Raw genomic sequence first — 16,383 nt, forward strand, 5'->3', positions numbered from 1 at the left:
TCGCGTCTACCGGGTGGTGCTCGCCACGGCGCGGGAACGCCACAGCAGCCAGACGAAGTACGGGGTGCCGATCATGGCGGTGACCAGGCCGGCGGGGATCTGGGCCGGCGCGATGACCGTCCGACCGAGGGTGTCGGCGATGCTGACCAGCGCCGCGCCGAGCAGGGCGGCCACCGGGAGCACCCGGGAGTGCCGACCGCCGACGAGCGCCCGCGCGGCGTGCGGGGCGACCAGACCGACGAAACCGATGACCCCGACGGCCGAGACGGCGGTGGAGGTGAGCAGCGCCGCCGCGCCGAGCGCGATCAACCGGGTGCGTTCCAGCCGGACGCCCAGCACCCGGGGGGTGTCGTCGTCCAGCGCCATCAGGTCGAGTTCCCGGCGGGCGGCGACCACGGCCGGGGTGAGCACCAGCAGGGCGATCAGCACCGGCAGCACCTGGGTGGGCATCCGACCGTAGGTGGAGCCGGACAGCCAGGTCAACGCCTTGCCGGTGTTCCACGGATCGAAGGCGACGACCAGGTAGGTGATGACCGCCATGCCGCCCTGCCAGGCGCCGAAACCGATCAGCACCAGTCGGTCGGAGCTCAGTCCGCCGCGCCAGGCCAGGCCGTACACCAGGGCGAACGCCAGCATCGCGCCAAGCCCGGCGACGCCGGAGACGGCCCACACCCCGGCCAGCGGCACGAAGGTGAGCAGGGAGACGGCGCCGAGCCCGGCGCCGGCGGTGATGCCGAGGATGCCCGGTTCGGCCAACGGATTGCGGCAGACCGCCTGCACTGTGGTGCCGGCGACCGCGAGCGCCGCGCCGGCCAGGACCGCCGCGGCGACGCGCGGCCACCGCTGGTCCAGCACGAATGTGTACGCCGGCCCGGTGCTGCCGTTGACCCAGTTGACGACGTCACCGAGCAGCACCCAGGTGTCACCGGCGAGCATGCCGACCGCCACTGCGCAGACGGTCAGGACGGCGGTGACGGCGACGACGCCGCGGTGGAAGGCGGCGGAGCGGACGGCCGCGTGCCCTCCCGGGGGACGACGGGTGGGGCCGGCGTCGCGGTGCCGGCGGGCCAGCCAGATGAGGATCGCCGCGCCGAACAGGGTGGTGACCACGCCGGTGGGGATGTCGACCCCGGCCTGCCCGCCCATCACGGCCCGCAGCAGCACGTCGGAGCCGAGCACGATGATGACCCCGGCGATGCCGGACAACGGCAGCAGGACGCGGTGCCGGTGCACCCCCGGCACCACGGGGGCGAGCAGCCGGACGATCACCGGTGCGCACAGGCCGACGAAGCCGACCGGGCCGGTGAGGGTGACGGCCGCGGCGGAGAGCAGCACGGCCAGCACCATGACGGTGAGCCGGGTGCGCCGCACGTCGAGGCCGAGCACTGTGGCGGTGTCGTCGCCGAGGGCGAGGATGTCGAGGCGGTGCCCGAGCAGCACGAGCACGATGGCGGCGCCGACGATCACCGGGGCGAGCTGGGTCAGCGCGGTCAGGTCGCTCTGCACCAGCGAGCCGTTCCCCCAGGCGAACAGCCCGGTGGTGGCCTGCTCGAACAGGAGCAGCAGCAGGGTGGTCACCGACCCGAGCGCCAGCGCGGTCGCCGACCCGGCGAGGATCAGCCGGGTGGTGCCGGCCTGCCCACCGGAGGACATCGCCATCACCAGGCCGGCGGCGGCCAGCCCGCCGCAGAAGGCGAGGCCGCCGGCGGGCAGCGCGGGCAGCGAGACGCCGAACGCGGCGACGGCGACGATCGCCAGGTGGGCGCCCGCGTTGACAGCGAGGGTGTCGGGGGACGCGAGCGGGTTGCGGGCGATCGACTGCAACGCCGCCCCGGCGAACCCGAGCGCCACGCCGATGGCGAGCCCGGCGAGCAGCCGGGGCAGCCGGGACGCGATCAGGACGCGGGCCGCCTCATCGTCCGCGCCGGTCGCGAGCCGCAGCAGGTCGAGGGCGCCGACGTTCGAGGTGCCCTGGGTGAGGTGCACAGCGCCGACCACGAGCAGCAGCAGGATCGCGGCGACGAAGACGACGGCGACGCGGGGCACGGCCAGGCGTCCGCCCGGAGCCGGCCGGGTGGCCGGCTCCGGGCGCGGGGGTGCGTTCAGCACGCTCACACCGTGTACGTCTTGACGAGTTCGTCGATGTACTGCTTGCCGGAGAGCGGACCGCCGAAGGTCCAGATGCCGTTGGGCATCTTGTGCAGGTTGCCCTGCTGCACGAAGGGCAGCGACTTCCAGATGGCGTTGCCGGCGAGACCGTCGGCGAACACGTCGTCGCCGTCGGAGGCGTTGTAGAAGAGGTGCATGTTCGGGTCCTTGAGGACCGTCATCCCCTCGACGTCGGTCTGGCCCAGGCCCCACAGCTCATCGGTCTTGCCGGTCCAGGCGTTGGTGAGGCCGAGCTGGATGCCGATCTGGGAGACCAGAGCGCCCTTGCCGAACATCCGGATGCTGACGGTGCTGCCCTCCTTCCAGCCGTCGGCGATGGCGAACGGACGGCCGGCGGCACCCGCGTCGGCAATCTTCTTCTTGCCGTCGGCGATGGCCGCGTCGAAGTCGGTGAGCAGCTTCTCCGCCTCGGTGGTCTTGCCGACCGCCTTCGCGATCATGTTGAGGTCGGTGCGCATCCGGCCGAGGTTGTCGGTGGCGTCACTGCCCTTGGCGACCACCACGGGCACGAACTTCTCCAGCTGACTGACCATGTTGGCGCCCCGGTCGTCCTCCATCACGACGAGGTCGGGCTGGAGGGCGACGATCGCGTCGACGCTGGGCTCGCCGCGAGTGCCGACGTCCTTGACGCCGGGGTCGAGCTTCGCCGAGGTGACCCAGGTGCCGTAGCCCTTCGGGTCAGCCACGCCGACCGGCATGACGCCCAGGCTGACCAGCATCTCGACCTCACCCCACTCGAGACCGACGACCTTGGTCGCCGGGGCCTTGAGGGTGATCTCCTTGCCCCGGCTGTCGGTGACGGTGACCGGGCCGCCGGCCGCCGAGGTGGAGGTCTCGGGAGTGGCGGTCTTCTCGGTGGTGCCGCAGGCGCCGAGCGTCAGCGCGGCCATGACGGCGATGAGGGCGGTGAAACGGGTACGGGTCATGACGGTCTTTCTCTGCTGTGGTTGGGGGTGTTCAGACCAGGGCGCGGATCTGGTGCCGCCCGACCGGGCGGGTGGTGACCAGTCCGCTGAGCGGATCGGTGGTCACCTCGATGCGGATCCCGTAGGTCTCGGTGAGGGCGTTCTCGGTGAACACCGTTGCCGGGGTGCCGGTGGCGCGGACCCGGCCCTGCTGTAACAGGACCACCTCGTCCGCCACGGCGGCTGCCTGGTTGAGGTCGTGCAGCACGACGCCGACGGCGACGCCGTGATCGTCCGCGAGGTCACGGACCAGGTCGAGGATCTCCACCTGGTAGCGCAGGTCGAGAAACGTGGTGGGTTCGTCGAGGAGCAGAACCGGGGTGTCCTGGGCGAGGCAGGTGGCCAACCAGACCCGCTGCAACTCGCCTCCGGAGAGTTCGTCGACGGGACGATCGGCCATTGCGGCGACGCCGGTGACGTCCATGGCGCGTGCGATGGCGGCGGGACCGTCCGGGTCCTCGGTGCGCCAGCGCCCCCGGTAGGGATGGCGGCCGTAGCCGACGACGTCGCGGACGGTGACTCCGCTGGGCACCGGCCGGCTCTGGGCGAGCAGGGTGACCCGCCGGGCGAACTCCCGGGCCGCGAGGCTGGCAGCCGTGACGCCGTCGGCCAGGTGCACGATTCCGGCCTCGATCGGGTGCAGCCGGGCCAGGGCCCGCAGCAGGGTGGACTTGCCGCTGCCGTTGGGCCCCACCAGTGCGGTGACGGCACCCGCGCGCAGGTTGATCACGGCACCGTGCACCACCGGCACACCGTGATAGCCCAGACGGAGGTCGACGCCGGACAGGCTGCGCTCCCCGTTGACCGACGCCAACTCGTTCTGCATGAGGTTAGGCTAACCTAACCAAATGACGGCCTGTCAAGCCGGTCGCGGGACGGTGACCGGCCTCGCGGACCGGTGGTCGTCGGGTCAATGCGCGCGTGGGGGATGCTGGGTCCGTGCAGATCGCGACCCTCGGCCCACTCGCCGTCGACGGCCAGCCCGTTCGGGGTGAACGGCTCGCGGCGGTGCTCCGCGCGCTCGTCGACGCGCGGGGGCGGGCGGTCTCCGTGAGCCTGCTCGTGGACGCCGTCTGGGACGGGGTGCCACCCGACGACGCGACCGGCGCCGTCCAGGCGCTCGTGTCCCGGGTGCGCCGTCTCGGGCTGCCCGTGGTCGCGGTGCCGGGCGGATACCGGCTGCCCGCCGAGGAGATCACCGTCGACGCGGTCGAGGCGCGCGCCCTCGTCGACCAGGCGCGCACCGTACTCCGGTGCGGTGACCTCCGTGCCGCCCGCGGCCTGGCCGATCAGGCGCGGGCCCTGTTCCCCGAGGTGCCAGAGCTGGTCAGCGCCGAGGACACCCGGCTGTTCGCGGACGTCGCCGCGCTGCGCGCGCAGGCGGCACTCGCCGGCGTGGGCCCGTTCGACGAGGTCGACCTGGGCCGGCTCGTCGCGCGTACGCCGCCGGACGAGCCCTCCGCCGCCCTGCTCGTCCGGGTGCTTGCCGCGCAGGGACGGGAGGCAGAGGCGCTGGAGGTGGTCGAGCGGCTGCGCGCCGACCTGGCCGACCGCTACGGCACCGACCCGTCGCCCGTGATCACGAGCGTCCACCTGGCGTTGCTGCGCGGCGAACTCACCGCACCGCCCGCCGGGGCGGCGCCGCCCCGGCAACAGGCGCGGATCACGCTGCCCGCCGCGTGGCGCCGCCCCATGGCCGCCCTCGTCGGGCGGGAGCGGGACGTCAAGGCCGTCACCGACGCGCTCGCCGAGACACCCGTAGTGACGATCGTGGCGACCGGCGGGGCGGGCAAGACCCGGCTCGCCGCCGAGGTGGCCAGGCGTACGGCAGCGGGTGGGCAGGCGGTACGCGTGATCGAACTCGCTGGTCTGCGCTCGCCCGACGAGGTGCTGCCCACTGTGCTCGCCGCGCTCGGTGGTGCGGACACCACGGCGACCGGCGGCAATCTGGGTCTGGAACGGCGGGTCCTCAGCCCCGAGGAGCGGCTGCGCGCGGTGGCGCCGGACCTGGACGGGCTGGTGGTGCTGGACAACTGCGAGCACGTGCTCGACGCGGTGGCCGTCGTCGTCGCGGACCTGGTCGCGGCGGCCTCACCTGACGTCGCGGTGCTCGCGACGAGCCGCGCCCCACTGGGCCTGGTCGGCGAGCTGGTGCACCGGCTGACCGCGTTGCCGGACGCCGACGCGCTCGCGCTGGTGGAGTCCCGGGCACGGGCCGGTGGCGCCGTACCGACCTGGGACACCGAGCGGGCGCTCGCCCTGTGCCACCGGCTCGACAACCTGCCGTTGGCCCTCGAACTGGCCGCCGCACGACTGCGGCACATGCCGATCGACGACGTGCTCGCCGGGCTGACCGACCGGTTCGCGCTGCTCGACGACGCCCTGCGCGGCCTGCCCGAGCGGCACGCGAGCCTGTGGGCGCTTGTCGACTGGAGCAGGGAACTGCTCGCCGAGGTCGACCGCGACCTGCTCCAGCGGGTCGCGGTCATCCCCGCGCCGTTCACCGCGGACCTCGCCGCCGCCGTCGCGCAGGCCCCGGACGTCCGTCGCGGCCTGGCGACCCTCGTCGAACAATCCCTGTTGACCCTGGTCGAGGGGGACGGTCCGCCGCGCTACCGCATGCTCGAAACGGTCCGCGAGTACGGCGAGGCCCGGCTGGACGCGGCCGGTGCCCGGGATCAGGCCATGGCCGGCCTGGTCAGGTGGGCGCGGGAGCAGGCCGTCGCGCTGGCCGGCCGCTTCATCGGCCCCGGCCAGGTCGAGGCGCTGCACCGCTGCGCCGCCGAGCAGGACAACCTGGTCGCCGGCCTGCGATGGGCGATGGGAGCGGACGACGAGCCCGCCGCCGTCGACGTCGCCACCGCGCTGTTCCACCTCTGGTCGGTGCGGGGCCTGCACCTGGAGGTCCTCGCCTGGGCGCGCGGGCTGCTGCACATCGACGACCCGCAGCGGCGGCTGCGGTCGGCGATCCTGCGCGGCGCGGCCAGCGGCCGGCCACTGCCCAACGCCGACCGGCTGGCCTGGACGTGCGTGGTGATCAGCGTGAACGCCGGCGTCAGCGCCGATCTGCGGCCCGCCGTGCTCGCCCGGCGGGCCCTGCGGACGCTCCAGAACGAACGCCCCGGCGAGGTGTCGTCCCGGATGACCGCTCTCGCGTCGGCGCTGCCCGGCTTCGACGCGTCCGACCTGGAGCAGAGCCTGAAGAGCGCGACCGAGATGGTCGTGCACCCGGACCCGTACGTGCAGGGGCTGGGGCTGTTCGCGCGCGCGGCGGTACGGGAGAACGGCGGCCTGCCGGAAGCGTCGATCAGCGACGCCGAGCAGGCTTACCACCGCTTCGAGGCCGCCGGAGACCACTGGGGCATGGCGATGGCGGCGGGTGCGGTCGGGCAGTTCCTGGTCCCGGGCGGGGATGCCCGGTCGGCCGAGTGGCTGACCCGCAGCGTCCGGCACATGGAGCTCGTCGGCGCCACGCAGGACGCGCGGTCGATCCGGGTACGGCTGGACGTGCAGCTCGCCCTGACCGGTGACGCCGAGGCGGAGCGGCGACTGGGCGAGACGGCCGCGCTGGGCCAGGCCGAGCAGATCGACGCCGCGCAGGCGCTGCTCGGCCTGGCGCACCTCGCCTGGCAACGTGAGCGGTACGACGAGGCGCTCGCCCGCGCCGACGAGGTGACGCGCGTCCTTGCCGGCTGGGTCGGGCCGCAGCCACAGCCGCGCGTGATGCTCCGGGCCACGACGGCGATCATCTATCTGCGGGTGGCCCAGGTTGGGCGGGTGTCGGGCAACAACGCCACGATCCAGGCGGCCGCGATGCTGTCGCTCGCCCGCGACGATGCGCTGACCTCACGGGATCTGCCGGTGATCGGGGCGTGGGCGTCGGGCGGCGCGGAGTTCGCGGCGTACCGGGGTGACGTCGACGCCGCCCGCGAACTGGCCGTACTCGCGAAGCGGATCGGCACCCAGATCGAGATGTTCTTCCCCTTTGAAAACGGCGAACGGCTCAACGCCATCCTCGGGAACGAGGAGCAGCGTGAGCCGTTGCTGGCCGCGTGGCGCGAGCGGCCACCCGCCGCGGCCGTCAGCCGGATCCGCGAGCTGATGGACGACCTGCTCGCCTGACTCAGATCTTCTTGCGGTACGCCCGCAGCGCCAACGGCATGAACACCGCCACGAAGCCGGCGCACCAGGCGAGCGTCCACCACACGTGGTTGCCCAGTGGGGTGCCGAGGAACAGCCCGCGTACCGACGCCACCAGGTGGGTCATCGGGTTGACGTCCACGAACGCCTGCATCCAGCCCGGCAGGGTGTCGGCGCCGACGAACACGTTGGACGCGAAGCTCAGCGGCATGATCAACGCGAACATCACACCCTGCACGGCACCCGCGGTGCGCACCTTCATCGACACCAGCACCGGCAGCCAGCTCAGGCAGAGCGCGAACAGCACCGCGAGCAGACACCCGGCGACCGCCCGGAACGGGCCGGTGTCGATCCGGAAACCCATCACGTAGCCGATCGCGAGGGTCGACACGGTGACGATCACGTACCGGACCACGTCGCCGAGGACCGCGCCGACAAGTGGTGCGGAGCGGGGGATCGGCAACGACCGGAACCTGTCGAAGATGCCCTTGGCGATGTCGGTGTTGAGGTTGACGCCGATCGCGATGGCGCCGGTCGCGATCGTCTGCGCCAGGATGCCGGGCAGCAGGAACTGCAGGTAGTCGTGGGTCGATCCGGCGACGGCCCCGCCGAAGACGTACACGAAGATGATGAGGAACAGCACCGGTTGCAAAGTGACGTCGATGAGCGCCTCGGGCGTACGCCAGGTCTTGATGAGGCTGCGCTTGGCGAGCGCCAACGAATGCCGGACCAGCCGGAACGGCCGAGGGTTCGGCGCGGAGTTCGACAGCGCGCGACTTCTCGTGGGCGCTGTGTCGGTCAGAGTGCTCATGCCGCGACCTCCGTGGGGCGGGTGGTGTCGTCAACAGACGCCGTACGCCCGGTGAGGGTGAAGAACACCTCGTCGAGGCTCGGCAGGTGCAGGGAGAGTTCGGTGACCGCGATGCCGGCCGTGGCGAACCGCGCGACGCTCTCGGTCAGGGCCGCGTCGTCGGTGACCGGCACCGCGAGCACGCCCTTGCGGATCTCGTCGGCCTGCGCGCCGGAACCGACCTGGGTCAGGATCTCCGCGGTGCGGGGCAGTTGAGCCGGATCGGACGGTCGGACCTCCAGGGTCTGCCCGCCGACCACCCGCTTGAGCCCTTCGGGGGTGTCGTGCGCGATGACCCGGCCGTGGTCGATCACCGTGATCGCGTCGGCGAGCGCGTCGGCCTCCTCCAGGTACTGGGTGGTGAGCAGCACCGTCGAGCCGTTGTTGACCAGCGAACGGACCACGTCCCACATGTCCTCGCGTTTGGCCGGGTCGAGCCCGGTCGTCGGCTCGTCCAGGAAGATCACGTCGGGGGAGCCGACGAGGCTGGCGGCCAGGTCCAGCCGTCGCCGCATGCCGCCGGAGTAGGTCTTGGCCGGACGGTTCGCGGCATCGGTCAGGTCGAACCAGTCGAGCAGTTCGGCGGCCCGTCGCCGGGCGCCGGCGCGCCCCAGCTCCAGCAGGGTGCCGAACAGCTCCAGGTTCTGCCGCCCGGTCAGGTCCTCGTCGACCGAGGCGTACTGGCCGGTGAGGCCGATGCTCTGCCGAACTCGTTCGGCGTCCCGTACCACGTCAAAACCGCTGATTCGGGCGGTCCCGCCGTCCGGGGCGAGCAGGGTGGAGAGGATGCGCACGGCGGTGGTCTTGCCGGCGCCGTTGGGCCCGAGCACCCCGAGCACCGTCCCACGGGGTACGGCGAGGTCCACGCCCTGAAGCGCCCTCGTCTTCCCAAACGTCTTCACGAGGCCCTCGGCCTCGATCACCAGGTCAGCTGTCATGCGCCGAGTCTGCGCGGGCCCGCTGACACCGCCCCGACACGCCACCGACACGGGCTGACACCGGGGCCGAGAGGGAGGGCGGCCAGTGTGTGCGCATCCACACCGACGGTCGGCGTCCCGGTATGCTGGCCACGGCAGAGCGCCTGCCAGCGCCCGATGTGGTGGCCCACGCCCGACCGCATGCCTGGGGCCAAGAGTCTCCGACTCCGCGCCGATCTGTCGACTCCCGGCGTGCCGGTCACGCCGCCTGTTCGGTGGAGTGCGTGGGGCTGCACCGGAGGCGTCATGTCTGATTCCACCCCCCGACGGACCCCAGCCCCGGGGCGCGCCCGCAAGCGCGCCATCCGAGAACATGCCGCCCGGGCTGGCGTCGCCTACTCGGAGGCCGCCCGGCAACTTGAAGCGGTCGGCCTCCGGCCCGGTGAAACCCTTTCCCGGTACGGGCGGACGATCTATCCGATCGGGTTCGATCCGCACCGCCAGCTGCTCGTCCAACGTCGTGAGCGGCGGTCGTTCGCGGAGCGGGTGTCGGACAGCAGGCGGGCCGCGGTCCTGCCCCATGGCCGCGCGCGGCACCTCGTCGAGCGGTTCCCGCCCAGCCGTGGGCGTACCGGCAGCGGGGTGGGCTCGCTCTATCACGGCGAGGGCCGCGAGGAACTGCTCGCGATGCTGTACATCGTGATCGTGGCCGAGTCGCCAGGGTTGCTGCCCGAGGTGGGGGACCTCGCCTGGATCGCGGAACTCGGCGAGGACACCGCGCTCGACACGGCCTGCGCCGACATCGACCGCGAGGCCCGCCGCCTGCTCGAGCAGGAGCCGGTGGCCCTCTGGTCGCGCATCCAGAAGGCGCTGACCACCGCCGAACGTAGCGTGGACGGGCAGGTCCGCCAGGAGGCGATCCGGCAGACCGCGCTGTTGAGCACGATGATGACGCCGCGTCTGGGATGCGCGGGCGAGCCGTACGTTCCGGGGCTGCCCGTCGCCGGTGCCCGGCAGATCCTCGACGCGCTGCTCATCGTCGCCGACGACGGACACGCGCCGGGCACCCGGGTACGCCTGCTCACTGAGCCGCACCAGGCGAAGTCGGCCACGATCATCGGTGCCCGGTGGGGTCGGTCAGGTCCGCCGGTGGGCTACCTCGTGTGGCTCGACGGGGCGACAGCGCCGCTGCCGGCCCGCCCCGACGACCTGATCGTCCTGGCCGGCCAGGAGACCACTCCGCGCTGAGCCCAGGGCTCGGCTCGGTGCCCGCATCGTCCCCTCCGGGCCCGGTCAGACCCTCCTGAACAGCTTCGTTGCCGCCATGGGCCGAACCAGCACTCGACCTGGGCCGCCAAGCCGAGGAAGCCGTCGGAGTTCTGCCTTTCGGCAAGCCTGACGAACACCCGGGCAGTCTGACAGCAACACCCTCGCGTCAGGTGGAGTAGTTGTCCATCAGCCCCCGCACCACCTTGTCGATCATGGGGTTGTGGTGGGCAACAAAAGCCCTGAATAGCACGGATTCAGGCACCACAAGTCCATGATCCACGAGGCCAGCCCGCCCTCGTCCCGCGATCTTGCACATTCTGTCCCGACATAGCGGAGATTCCGCGCGTACCGTCAACCGAAAGTGCAAGATCGGCGGGGCGGGGCGGGGCGGGGCGGGGCGCGGGGCGACGCGGGGGCGGGGCGCGGGGGCGGGGTGCGGGCGCGGGGCGCGGGGCGCGGGGCGGCCGGGCTCCCTCGCGGGGAGCCCGGCCGGTGCGGTCGGCGCCGTCGTAGGGCTGTCCGGAGCGCAGCGCGGGGGGAGGTGCTGCGGCGGGAGAGGTACGGACGGCGCGACCGCGCTCCGCGCGGTGGTCCGCCTGCTCAGCTCGGTAGGCGGCCCCGCGTGGAGACGAAGTGGTACGACATGACGGCGAACCCGGGGTCACGGAGCAGCCGTCGGAAGACGTGCAGTTGCTGGGGCGACAGCCCGGCGGCCAGCAGGTCCGGTTCCAACTGGCGGGAGTTGGTCTCGTAGAGCGATGTTCCGGTCGACCCGCCGGCCCAGCTCTGCGAGTGGGTGATGGTGTCCAGGTCGGTCAGACCGGCGAGGGCCATCTCGGTGTGTACGTCCTGCGCCCAGCCCAGGTCGGCGCCGTGGTCCTCCAGGACACCCATCATGGCGTCCATGACCTGCGCGAAGAGCTTCGCGGCGTCGTCGGTCGGGGCGGTCAGCACCCGCTGCGGCGCGGTGCAGTCGAACTCCTCGACCACCAGCCACCCGCCGGGCGCCAGCGCGCCGGTGAGCGAGCGCAGGACCCGTCGTCGATCGGGGAGGTGCAGCAGCACCAGCCGGGCGTGGATCAGGTCGAACGCGTCCCCGGGTGGCGGTTCGGTGCGCACGTCGTGCTGGCGTACGTGCAGGTTGCCCTCGGCCACGAGGTGGGTGGGGTCGATGTCGGTGGCCAGCACGTGCCCGTCGTCGCCGACCGCGCGGGCCATCCGCCGGGCCATCGAGCCGCCACCCGCCCCGACCTCCCAGCAGGTAGCGCCCGGTTCCAGCACCGGGCGGGCCAGCCGACGTGTCGTGATCGGATCCAGGAAGGACTCCAGCGCGTGCATCTGGGGAACGGCGTCCGGTGCTCCGTTGTCGAACGTGTACGTGTCATCGCTCGTAGCGGTTGTCATCGGTGTCTACCTCTCCGTGAATGGTCGGGTGACTACGGGGTGTCGGCCCAGAGCCGAGGGATCGATCGGTTGGCCGGGGGCGGCGCAACGGCTGCGACCCTCAACATCGCCGCCAGTGGGGCCGGATCGCGGCGGGCCTCAGCGGTCGGCCGGTCGTAGACCACCCGGCCGTACTCCAGGACCGCCACCCGGTCCGCGAGTTCGATGGCGTGCTGGAGTTGCTGCTCCACGAGCAGCACGGTCAGGCCGTCGGCGGCGAGACCGGTGACGAGTTCGCGGACCCGGGCGGCCAGATCGGGCGAGAGCCCCTCACATGGTTCGTCGAGCAGCAGCACCCGGGGTTGGCCGAGCAGCGCACGGGCTATCGCCAGCATCTGCTGCTCGCCGCCGGAGAGTTCGCAGCCGCGGTGTCGCAGCCGTACCGCCAGCCTCGGCAGCAGTTCCAGGGTCCGGGCGACCGTCCAGCCCTCGCCGCCGGAGGTGGGGGCCCGCCACGGCGCGGCCGCCAGGTGCAGGTGCTCGGCCACTGTCAACCGGGAGAAGACCCGTCGGCCCTGCGGAACGAGACCGACGCCGGACTGGGCGATGCGATGTGGTTGTCGGCCGGCGACGTGCACGCCGCCGATCTCGATGCGACCGCTGGACGCCCGCACCAGCCCGGCGATGGTGTGCACGAGCGTGCTCTTGCCCGCCCCGTTGCGGCCCACCACAGCCTGGATGCTGCCCGGGCGTACCCGCAGGCTGACCTCGTGCAGGACGATTCCCCCGCCGTAGCCGGCGCAGAGACGATCCACAGTGAGCATCAGGCCACTCCGTCGGCGTAGGCCTGCCGCACCAGCGGCGAGGTACGGATCTCGTCCGGTGTGCCGGCGGCCAACGTCTGACCGTCGCGCAGCACCGTGACCGTGTCGGAGAGGGCGTACACCAGGTCCAGTCGGTGTTCGACAAGCAACACGGCGACTGCCCTGGGCAGCGCCTGGAGCAGCTCGACCAGCCGGCCGACCTCGATGGCGGACAGCCCGGCCGCCGGTTCGTCGAGGAGCAGCAGGCGGGGGCGACCGGCCAGGGCCATCGCGATCTCCAACTGGCGTCGTTGCCCGTGCGCGAGGTGCCCGGCGGGCACCGCCGCGACGGCGGTGAGCCCCATCTGGTCCAGCAGTGGGCCGGCCAGGCGCTGCGCGGCGCGTCGGCGTCCGCCCGGCCACCACCGGCGGCGTGGGATGATTCGGGGCAGCGCGGCCACCACGACGTTCTCCGTCGCGGTGAGCGTCGGAAAGACCGCGGGTCGTTGGTGGATGCGGTTGATGCCCCGCCGCGCTCGGGCCGCCGGCCCGAGCCGACCGACGTCCCGTCCGTCGAACCGCACCGTGCCGCGCTGCGGCCGGGTGGACCCGCCGAGCACGTTGAGCAGGGTCGTCTTGCCGGCCCCGTTCGGGCCGATCAACGCGTGCCGTTGGCCGTCGTGGATGCGCAGGTCCACGCCGTCGAGTGCGGCGAGCGAGCCGTACCGCACGCTGATCTCCTGGGCTTCCAGCAGGCCGGTCATCGGTGCAGCTCCGCAACGGTGGTCTGATCATGGGCGGCTGGCTGGTCCGGCTGTAGCGCCGGGGCGCCCGGCGGGCGCAGCCGACCCCGGGCCCGGTTGACGCCGCTGGGCAGCAGGTAGACCGTCGCCACGAACAGCGCGCCCAGCACCAGTGGCGCGTGGCCGGGCAGCACCCCGAACAGCCAGTCCCGGACGGCGATGACCAACGCCGCACCCACCAGGGCACCGCCCACCGAGGCGGTGCCTCCGATGACGACACCGAGCAGCAGCAGCGCGGAGGTGTCGAAGCCGAAGTCGGCGGGGGAGATGTACTGCTGGGCGACGACCAGGAGCGAGCCGGCGGCACCGGCGATCGCCCCGGCGGCGATGTGCGCGCCGGACAGGTGCAGCGCCACCCGGTGACCGCTGGCCCGCAACCGCGTCTCGTCGTCACGGCCGGCACGCAGCACCAGCCCGGCCCGGGTACGCAGCAGCACCAGCACCGCGCCGACCAGCATGGTCACGACGACCAGGGCGTACAGGTAACGGGCCTGATCGTCGGCCAGGGCCGGGAGCCCCCAGAACGGGCGGACCGGTGGGATGCCGGCCAGCCCGTCCGTGCCACCGGTCACCGACCGCCACCGCCCGAGGACGATGACGACGAGTTCGCCGATCGCCAGGGTGATCATCAGGACGATCACCCCTCGGGCGTGGACGACGAGCGGCACGGTGAGCGCGGCCAGCAACGCCCCGGCGGCCGCCGCGACGACGAGCTGCACGACGCCGACGTCGGAGACTCGGCTGCCGACCACGGCGCAGGCGTAGGCGCCCGCCGCGTACGGTGCGGTCTGGCCGAGGGTGGGCATGCCGGCGACGCCGGTGAGCAGGGCCACGCTCACCCCGACCAGGGCCAGCGCCAGCGTCCGGGCGAGGATCGCCGTGGTGTAGTCGTCGACCACCCAGGGCGCCACGACCAGGCCGACCAGAACGAGTGCCGCGATGCCGCCCCGAACTCGCCGGATCACCTCACCCCTCATGCCGCCCTCCACCTACCGGCCAGGCCACGAGCCCGCACGGCCAGCACGGCCGCCATGGCGGCGAACAGCAGAAACGGCGCGGCGGACGGCAGCAACGCCACTCCCAGCGTCTGGATCTCGCCGATCGCGAGCGCGGCCAGCAGGGTGCCCGCCATCGACCCGAGGCCACCGAGGACGACCACCACCAGGGAGAGCAGCAGCACCGTGTCGGCGGTGCCCGTGCCGGGGCCGATGATGGGCGCGCCCAGGACCCCGGCCGCGCCGGCCAGCGCACCGGCGGCGGCGAGCACACCGGCCCGGATCCGTGCCGGACTCACGCCCAGACAGGCGACCATCTCCGGGTCGTCGACGGCCGCCCGGACCAGCATCCCGGCCCTGGTGCGTCGCACCACCAGGTAGAGGGCGGCGGCGAGCAGGGCGGCGACGACGATGAACACCAACCGGTACGCGGCGTAGCGGTGGCCGGCGACCATCACCGACCCCTCCAGGGCTGCGGGCACCTGGACCTGCGGGTTGTCGGGTCCGAAGGCGGCGACGAGCAGGCTGCCGCCGGCCAGCGCCACCCCGAACGTCAGCAGCGCCTGACTCAGGTGATTGCCGGTGGCGACCGGTGTGAGCAGACCGGCCAGGAGCACCCCCGCCGCGGCGGCGGCCAGCACACCGACGGCGAGGGCCAACGCCAGGCTCGCCCAGCCGCCGTCGAGCAGCGCCGCGGCGGTGTACCCGCCGATCGCGTAGAGCAGGCCGTGCGCCAGGTTGAGGATGTTGGCGACGCCGAAACAGAAGACCAGGCCCGACGCGGCGACGAACACCAGCAGCCCGTAGGCGACTCCGTCCAACGCCGGGATCAGGTACGGGTCGATTCGGTTCGTGCCGGCCGCCACCGCTATCACCGGCCGACGGTCGCGAGGTCGCCCACGACGGTGTTGGACAGCGCCCGGCCGTCCTGGCGGACCTGCCGCAGGTACCACTTCTGCACGGGGGAGTGCGTGGTGGTGGAGAACTGCCAGGTGCCGCGCGGGCTGGCGATCTGGCCGAGTTGGCCGATGGCCGTGTTGATGGCCTCGGGGGTCGGGTCGCTTCCGGCGGCGCCGATCGCCCGGTCCAACACTGCCGCCGCGTCGTACGAGGCCAGCGCGTAGGTCGTCGGCGAACCGTCGTGCTTCGCCTTCCACGCGGCCACGAAGGCGCGGTTCTCCGCGTTGTCGAGGTCGGGCGAGTAGTTGAGCACCGAGTAGATGTCCCGGGCGGCCTCGCCCTGCGCGTTGAGCACGCCGCCCTCGGTGAGGAACCCGGCCGCGTACAACGGGATGTCCTTGATCTCGGACTGTGCGTACTGCTTCACGAAGTCGACGGCGGCGCTGCCGGCGTAGAAGGTGTAGACGGCCGCCGCGCCGGAGGCCTTGATGCGGGCGAAGTACGGGAGGAAGTTGGTGGTGGCCGGGAACGGCGTGAAGGTCGTCTTGCCGTCGGCGTTCGCGAGCTTCCCGCCGATCTTGCCGAACGCGTCGGTGAAGCCGCGCAGCTCGTCCCAACCGCCCTGGTAGTCCGGGCCGATCGCGTACACGGAGCCCTTCACGTTGTCGCGGACGTGCTGGGCGATCGCCGCCCCGGGCTCGTCGGAGAGGTACGAGGTGTGCCAGACCCGGGAGACGTCCTTGAGCTCCGGCCGGCCGTTGGAGCCGACCAGTGGCACCTTGGTCTCGTTGAGCACGGGGGTGACTCCGGCGACCGAGCCACCACCGACGATGCCGGTGAGCGCGGACACCCGGTCCTGCTTGAGCAGCTTGGTCGCCGCCGGGACCGCGGTCTGGGCGCCGTTGCCCTCGTCCGCGACGATGAGGTCGACCTGCCGGCCGCCCAACTTGCCGTCGTGGGTGTCCAGGTAGAGCTGGAAGCCGTCGCGGATCTCCGTACCGACCGCCTGGTACGTCCCGGACAGCGAGGCGAGCAGACCGATCTTTATCGAGCCGCCGGCGCTCGTGCCCGGAGCGTCGTCGCCGCAGGCCGTGCTGGTGGTCAGCACGGCGGCGAGCAGCGCGGCGGTGAGGGCACGGCTGCGCCAAGGCGTGGTGAGAGGCATGTCTAACTCCAGAGGAAGGGGAAG

The 16,383-nt window shown here is 72.6% G+C and carries 13 protein-coding genes; 2 read left to right on the forward strand and 11 right to left on the reverse strand.

The genetic code is table 11. The features are described from left to right. Window positions 1-6: 6 nt before the first annotated feature. Genes ACIA47_RS18375 through ACIA47_RS18385 form a run of 3 tightly spaced genes read right to left on the reverse strand, consistent with a single transcriptional unit; the run spans window position 7 to window position 3,960 of the window. Complete coding sequence (locus ACIA47_RS18375) at window positions 7-2,106, reverse strand: iron ABC transporter permease (protein WP_396709360.1); 2,100 nt, start codon at window positions 2,104-2,106, stop codon at window positions 7-9. Window positions 2,107-2,111: 5 nt separating this feature from the next. After that, on the reverse strand, window positions 2,112-3,095 hold the full coding sequence (locus ACIA47_RS18380) for an ABC transporter substrate-binding protein (RefSeq protein ID WP_396709303.1): 984 nt from the start codon (window positions 3,093-3,095) through the stop codon (window positions 2,112-2,114). Window positions 3,096-3,126: 31 nt separating this feature from the next. After that, the gene (locus ACIA47_RS18385; RefSeq protein WP_091406882.1) at window positions 3,127-3,960 is read right to left on the reverse strand and encodes an ABC transporter ATP-binding protein; all 834 of its coding nucleotides are present in this window, start codon (window positions 3,958-3,960) and stop codon (window positions 3,127-3,129) included. 113 nt (window positions 3,961-4,073) lie between these two features. Here ACIA47_RS18385 and ACIA47_RS18390 point away from each other — a divergent pair, with 113 nt between their 5' ends. Further along, a complete protein-coding gene (locus ACIA47_RS18390) occupies window positions 4,074-7,256 on the forward strand; it encodes a BTAD domain-containing putative transcriptional regulator (RefSeq protein ID WP_396709305.1) in 3,183 nt (1,060 codons plus the stop codon). Window position 7,257: 1 nt separating this feature from the next. Here ACIA47_RS18390 and ACIA47_RS18395 read toward each other — a convergent pair whose 3' ends face one another. Both ACIA47_RS18395 and ACIA47_RS18400 read right to left on the reverse strand, forming a co-directional pair. Further along, complete coding sequence (locus ACIA47_RS18395) at window positions 7,258-8,085, reverse strand: ABC transporter permease (RefSeq protein ID WP_396709307.1); 828 nt, start codon at window positions 8,083-8,085, stop codon at window positions 7,258-7,260. Further along, a complete protein-coding gene (locus ACIA47_RS18400) occupies window positions 8,082-9,062 on the reverse strand; it encodes an ATP-binding cassette domain-containing protein (protein ID WP_396709309.1) in 981 nt (326 codons plus the stop codon). Before ACIA47_RS18400 ends, ACIA47_RS18395 begins: the two co-directional genes overlap by 4 nt. A gap of 285 nt (window positions 9,063-9,347) precedes the next feature. Here ACIA47_RS18400 and ACIA47_RS18405 point away from each other — a divergent pair, with 285 nt between their 5' ends. Continuing rightward, window positions 9,348-10,289: a hypothetical protein gene (locus ACIA47_RS18405; RefSeq protein ID WP_396709311.1), complete on the forward strand. Its 942-nt coding sequence runs from the start codon at window positions 9,348-9,350 to the stop codon at window positions 10,287-10,289. 621 nt (window positions 10,290-10,910) lie between these two features. On the opposite strand, the gene ACIA47_RS18410 is transcribed toward ACIA47_RS18405, so the two are convergent. Genes ACIA47_RS18410 through ACIA47_RS18435 form a run of 6 tightly spaced genes read right to left on the reverse strand, consistent with a single transcriptional unit; the run spans window position 10,911 to window position 16,359 of the window. After that, window positions 10,911-11,714, reverse strand: a complete 804-nt coding sequence (locus ACIA47_RS18410) for a class I SAM-dependent methyltransferase (protein WP_203117078.1) — start codon at window positions 11,712-11,714, stop codon at window positions 10,911-10,913. Between the two features lie 32 nt (window positions 11,715-11,746). Further along, window positions 11,747-12,517, reverse strand: coding sequence for an ABC transporter ATP-binding protein (locus tag ACIA47_RS18415; RefSeq protein WP_396709314.1), 771 nt, complete (start codon window positions 12,515-12,517; stop codon window positions 11,747-11,749). Then, the gene (locus ACIA47_RS18420; RefSeq protein ID WP_203117084.1) at window positions 12,517-13,260 is read right to left on the reverse strand and encodes an ABC transporter ATP-binding protein; all 744 of its coding nucleotides are present in this window, start codon (window positions 13,258-13,260) and stop codon (window positions 12,517-12,519) included. The genes ACIA47_RS18415 and ACIA47_RS18420 overlap by 1 nt, the downstream gene beginning before the upstream one ends. After that, window positions 13,257-14,276: a branched-chain amino acid ABC transporter permease gene (locus tag ACIA47_RS18425; protein WP_396709316.1), complete on the reverse strand. Its 1,020-nt coding sequence runs from the start codon at window positions 14,274-14,276 to the stop codon at window positions 13,257-13,259. The genes ACIA47_RS18420 and ACIA47_RS18425 overlap by 4 nt, the downstream gene beginning before the upstream one ends. Then, window positions 14,273-15,169 carry a branched-chain amino acid ABC transporter permease gene (locus tag ACIA47_RS18430; protein ID WP_203117091.1) on the reverse strand — a complete coding sequence of 299 codons (897 nt, stop codon included), beginning with the start codon at window positions 15,167-15,169 and terminating at the stop codon, window positions 14,273-14,275. Before ACIA47_RS18430 ends, ACIA47_RS18425 begins: the two co-directional genes overlap by 4 nt. Next, a complete protein-coding gene (locus ACIA47_RS18435; protein WP_238684964.1) occupies window positions 15,166-16,359 on the reverse strand; it encodes an ABC transporter substrate-binding protein in 1,194 nt (397 codons plus the stop codon). Before ACIA47_RS18435 ends, ACIA47_RS18430 begins: the two co-directional genes overlap by 4 nt. Window positions 16,360-16,383: the final 24 nt, after the last annotated feature.

Origin of the sequence: Micromonospora sp. NPDC051227, from assembly GCF_044455385.1 — a bacterium.
Lineage (GTDB): Bacteria > Actinomycetota > Actinomycetes > Mycobacteriales > Micromonosporaceae > Micromonospora.

Excerpts from the sequence above, each read along its gene's own strand:
- ACIA47_RS18380 (WP_396709303.1), bottom strand. The coding sequence starts at position 3,095 with ATGACCCGTACCCGTTTCACCGCCCTCATCGCCGTCATGGCCGCGCTG.
- ACIA47_RS18385 (WP_091406882.1), bottom strand. The coding sequence starts at position 3,960 with ATGCAGAACGAGTTGGCGTCGGTCAACGGGGAGCGCAGCCTGTCCGGC.
- ACIA47_RS18395 (WP_396709307.1), bottom strand. The coding sequence starts at position 8,085 with ATGAGCACTCTGACCGACACAGCGCCCACGAGAAGTCGCGCGCTGTCG.
- ACIA47_RS18400 (WP_396709309.1), bottom strand. The coding sequence starts at position 9,062 with ATGACAGCTGACCTGGTGATCGAGGCCGAGGGCCTCGTGAAGACGTTT.
- ACIA47_RS18405 (WP_396709311.1), top strand. The coding sequence starts at position 9,348 with ATGTCTGATTCCACCCCCCGACGGACCCCAGCCCCGGGGCGCGCCCGC.
- ACIA47_RS18410 (WP_203117078.1), bottom strand. The coding sequence starts at position 11,714 with ATGACAACCGCTACGAGCGATGACACGTACACGTTCGACAACGGAGCA.
- ACIA47_RS18415 (WP_396709314.1), bottom strand. The coding sequence starts at position 12,517 with ATGCTCACTGTGGATCGTCTCTGCGCCGGCTACGGCGGGGGAATCGTC.
- ACIA47_RS18420 (WP_203117084.1), bottom strand. The coding sequence starts at position 13,260 with ATGACCGGCCTGCTGGAAGCCCAGGAGATCAGCGTGCGGTACGGCTCG.
- ACIA47_RS18425 (WP_396709316.1), bottom strand. The coding sequence starts at position 14,276 with ATGAGGGGTGAGGTGATCCGGCGAGTTCGGGGCGGCATCGCGGCACTC.
- ACIA47_RS18435 (WP_238684964.1), bottom strand. The coding sequence starts at position 16,359 with ATGCCTCTCACCACGCCTTGGCGCAGCCGTGCCCTCACCGCCGCGCTG.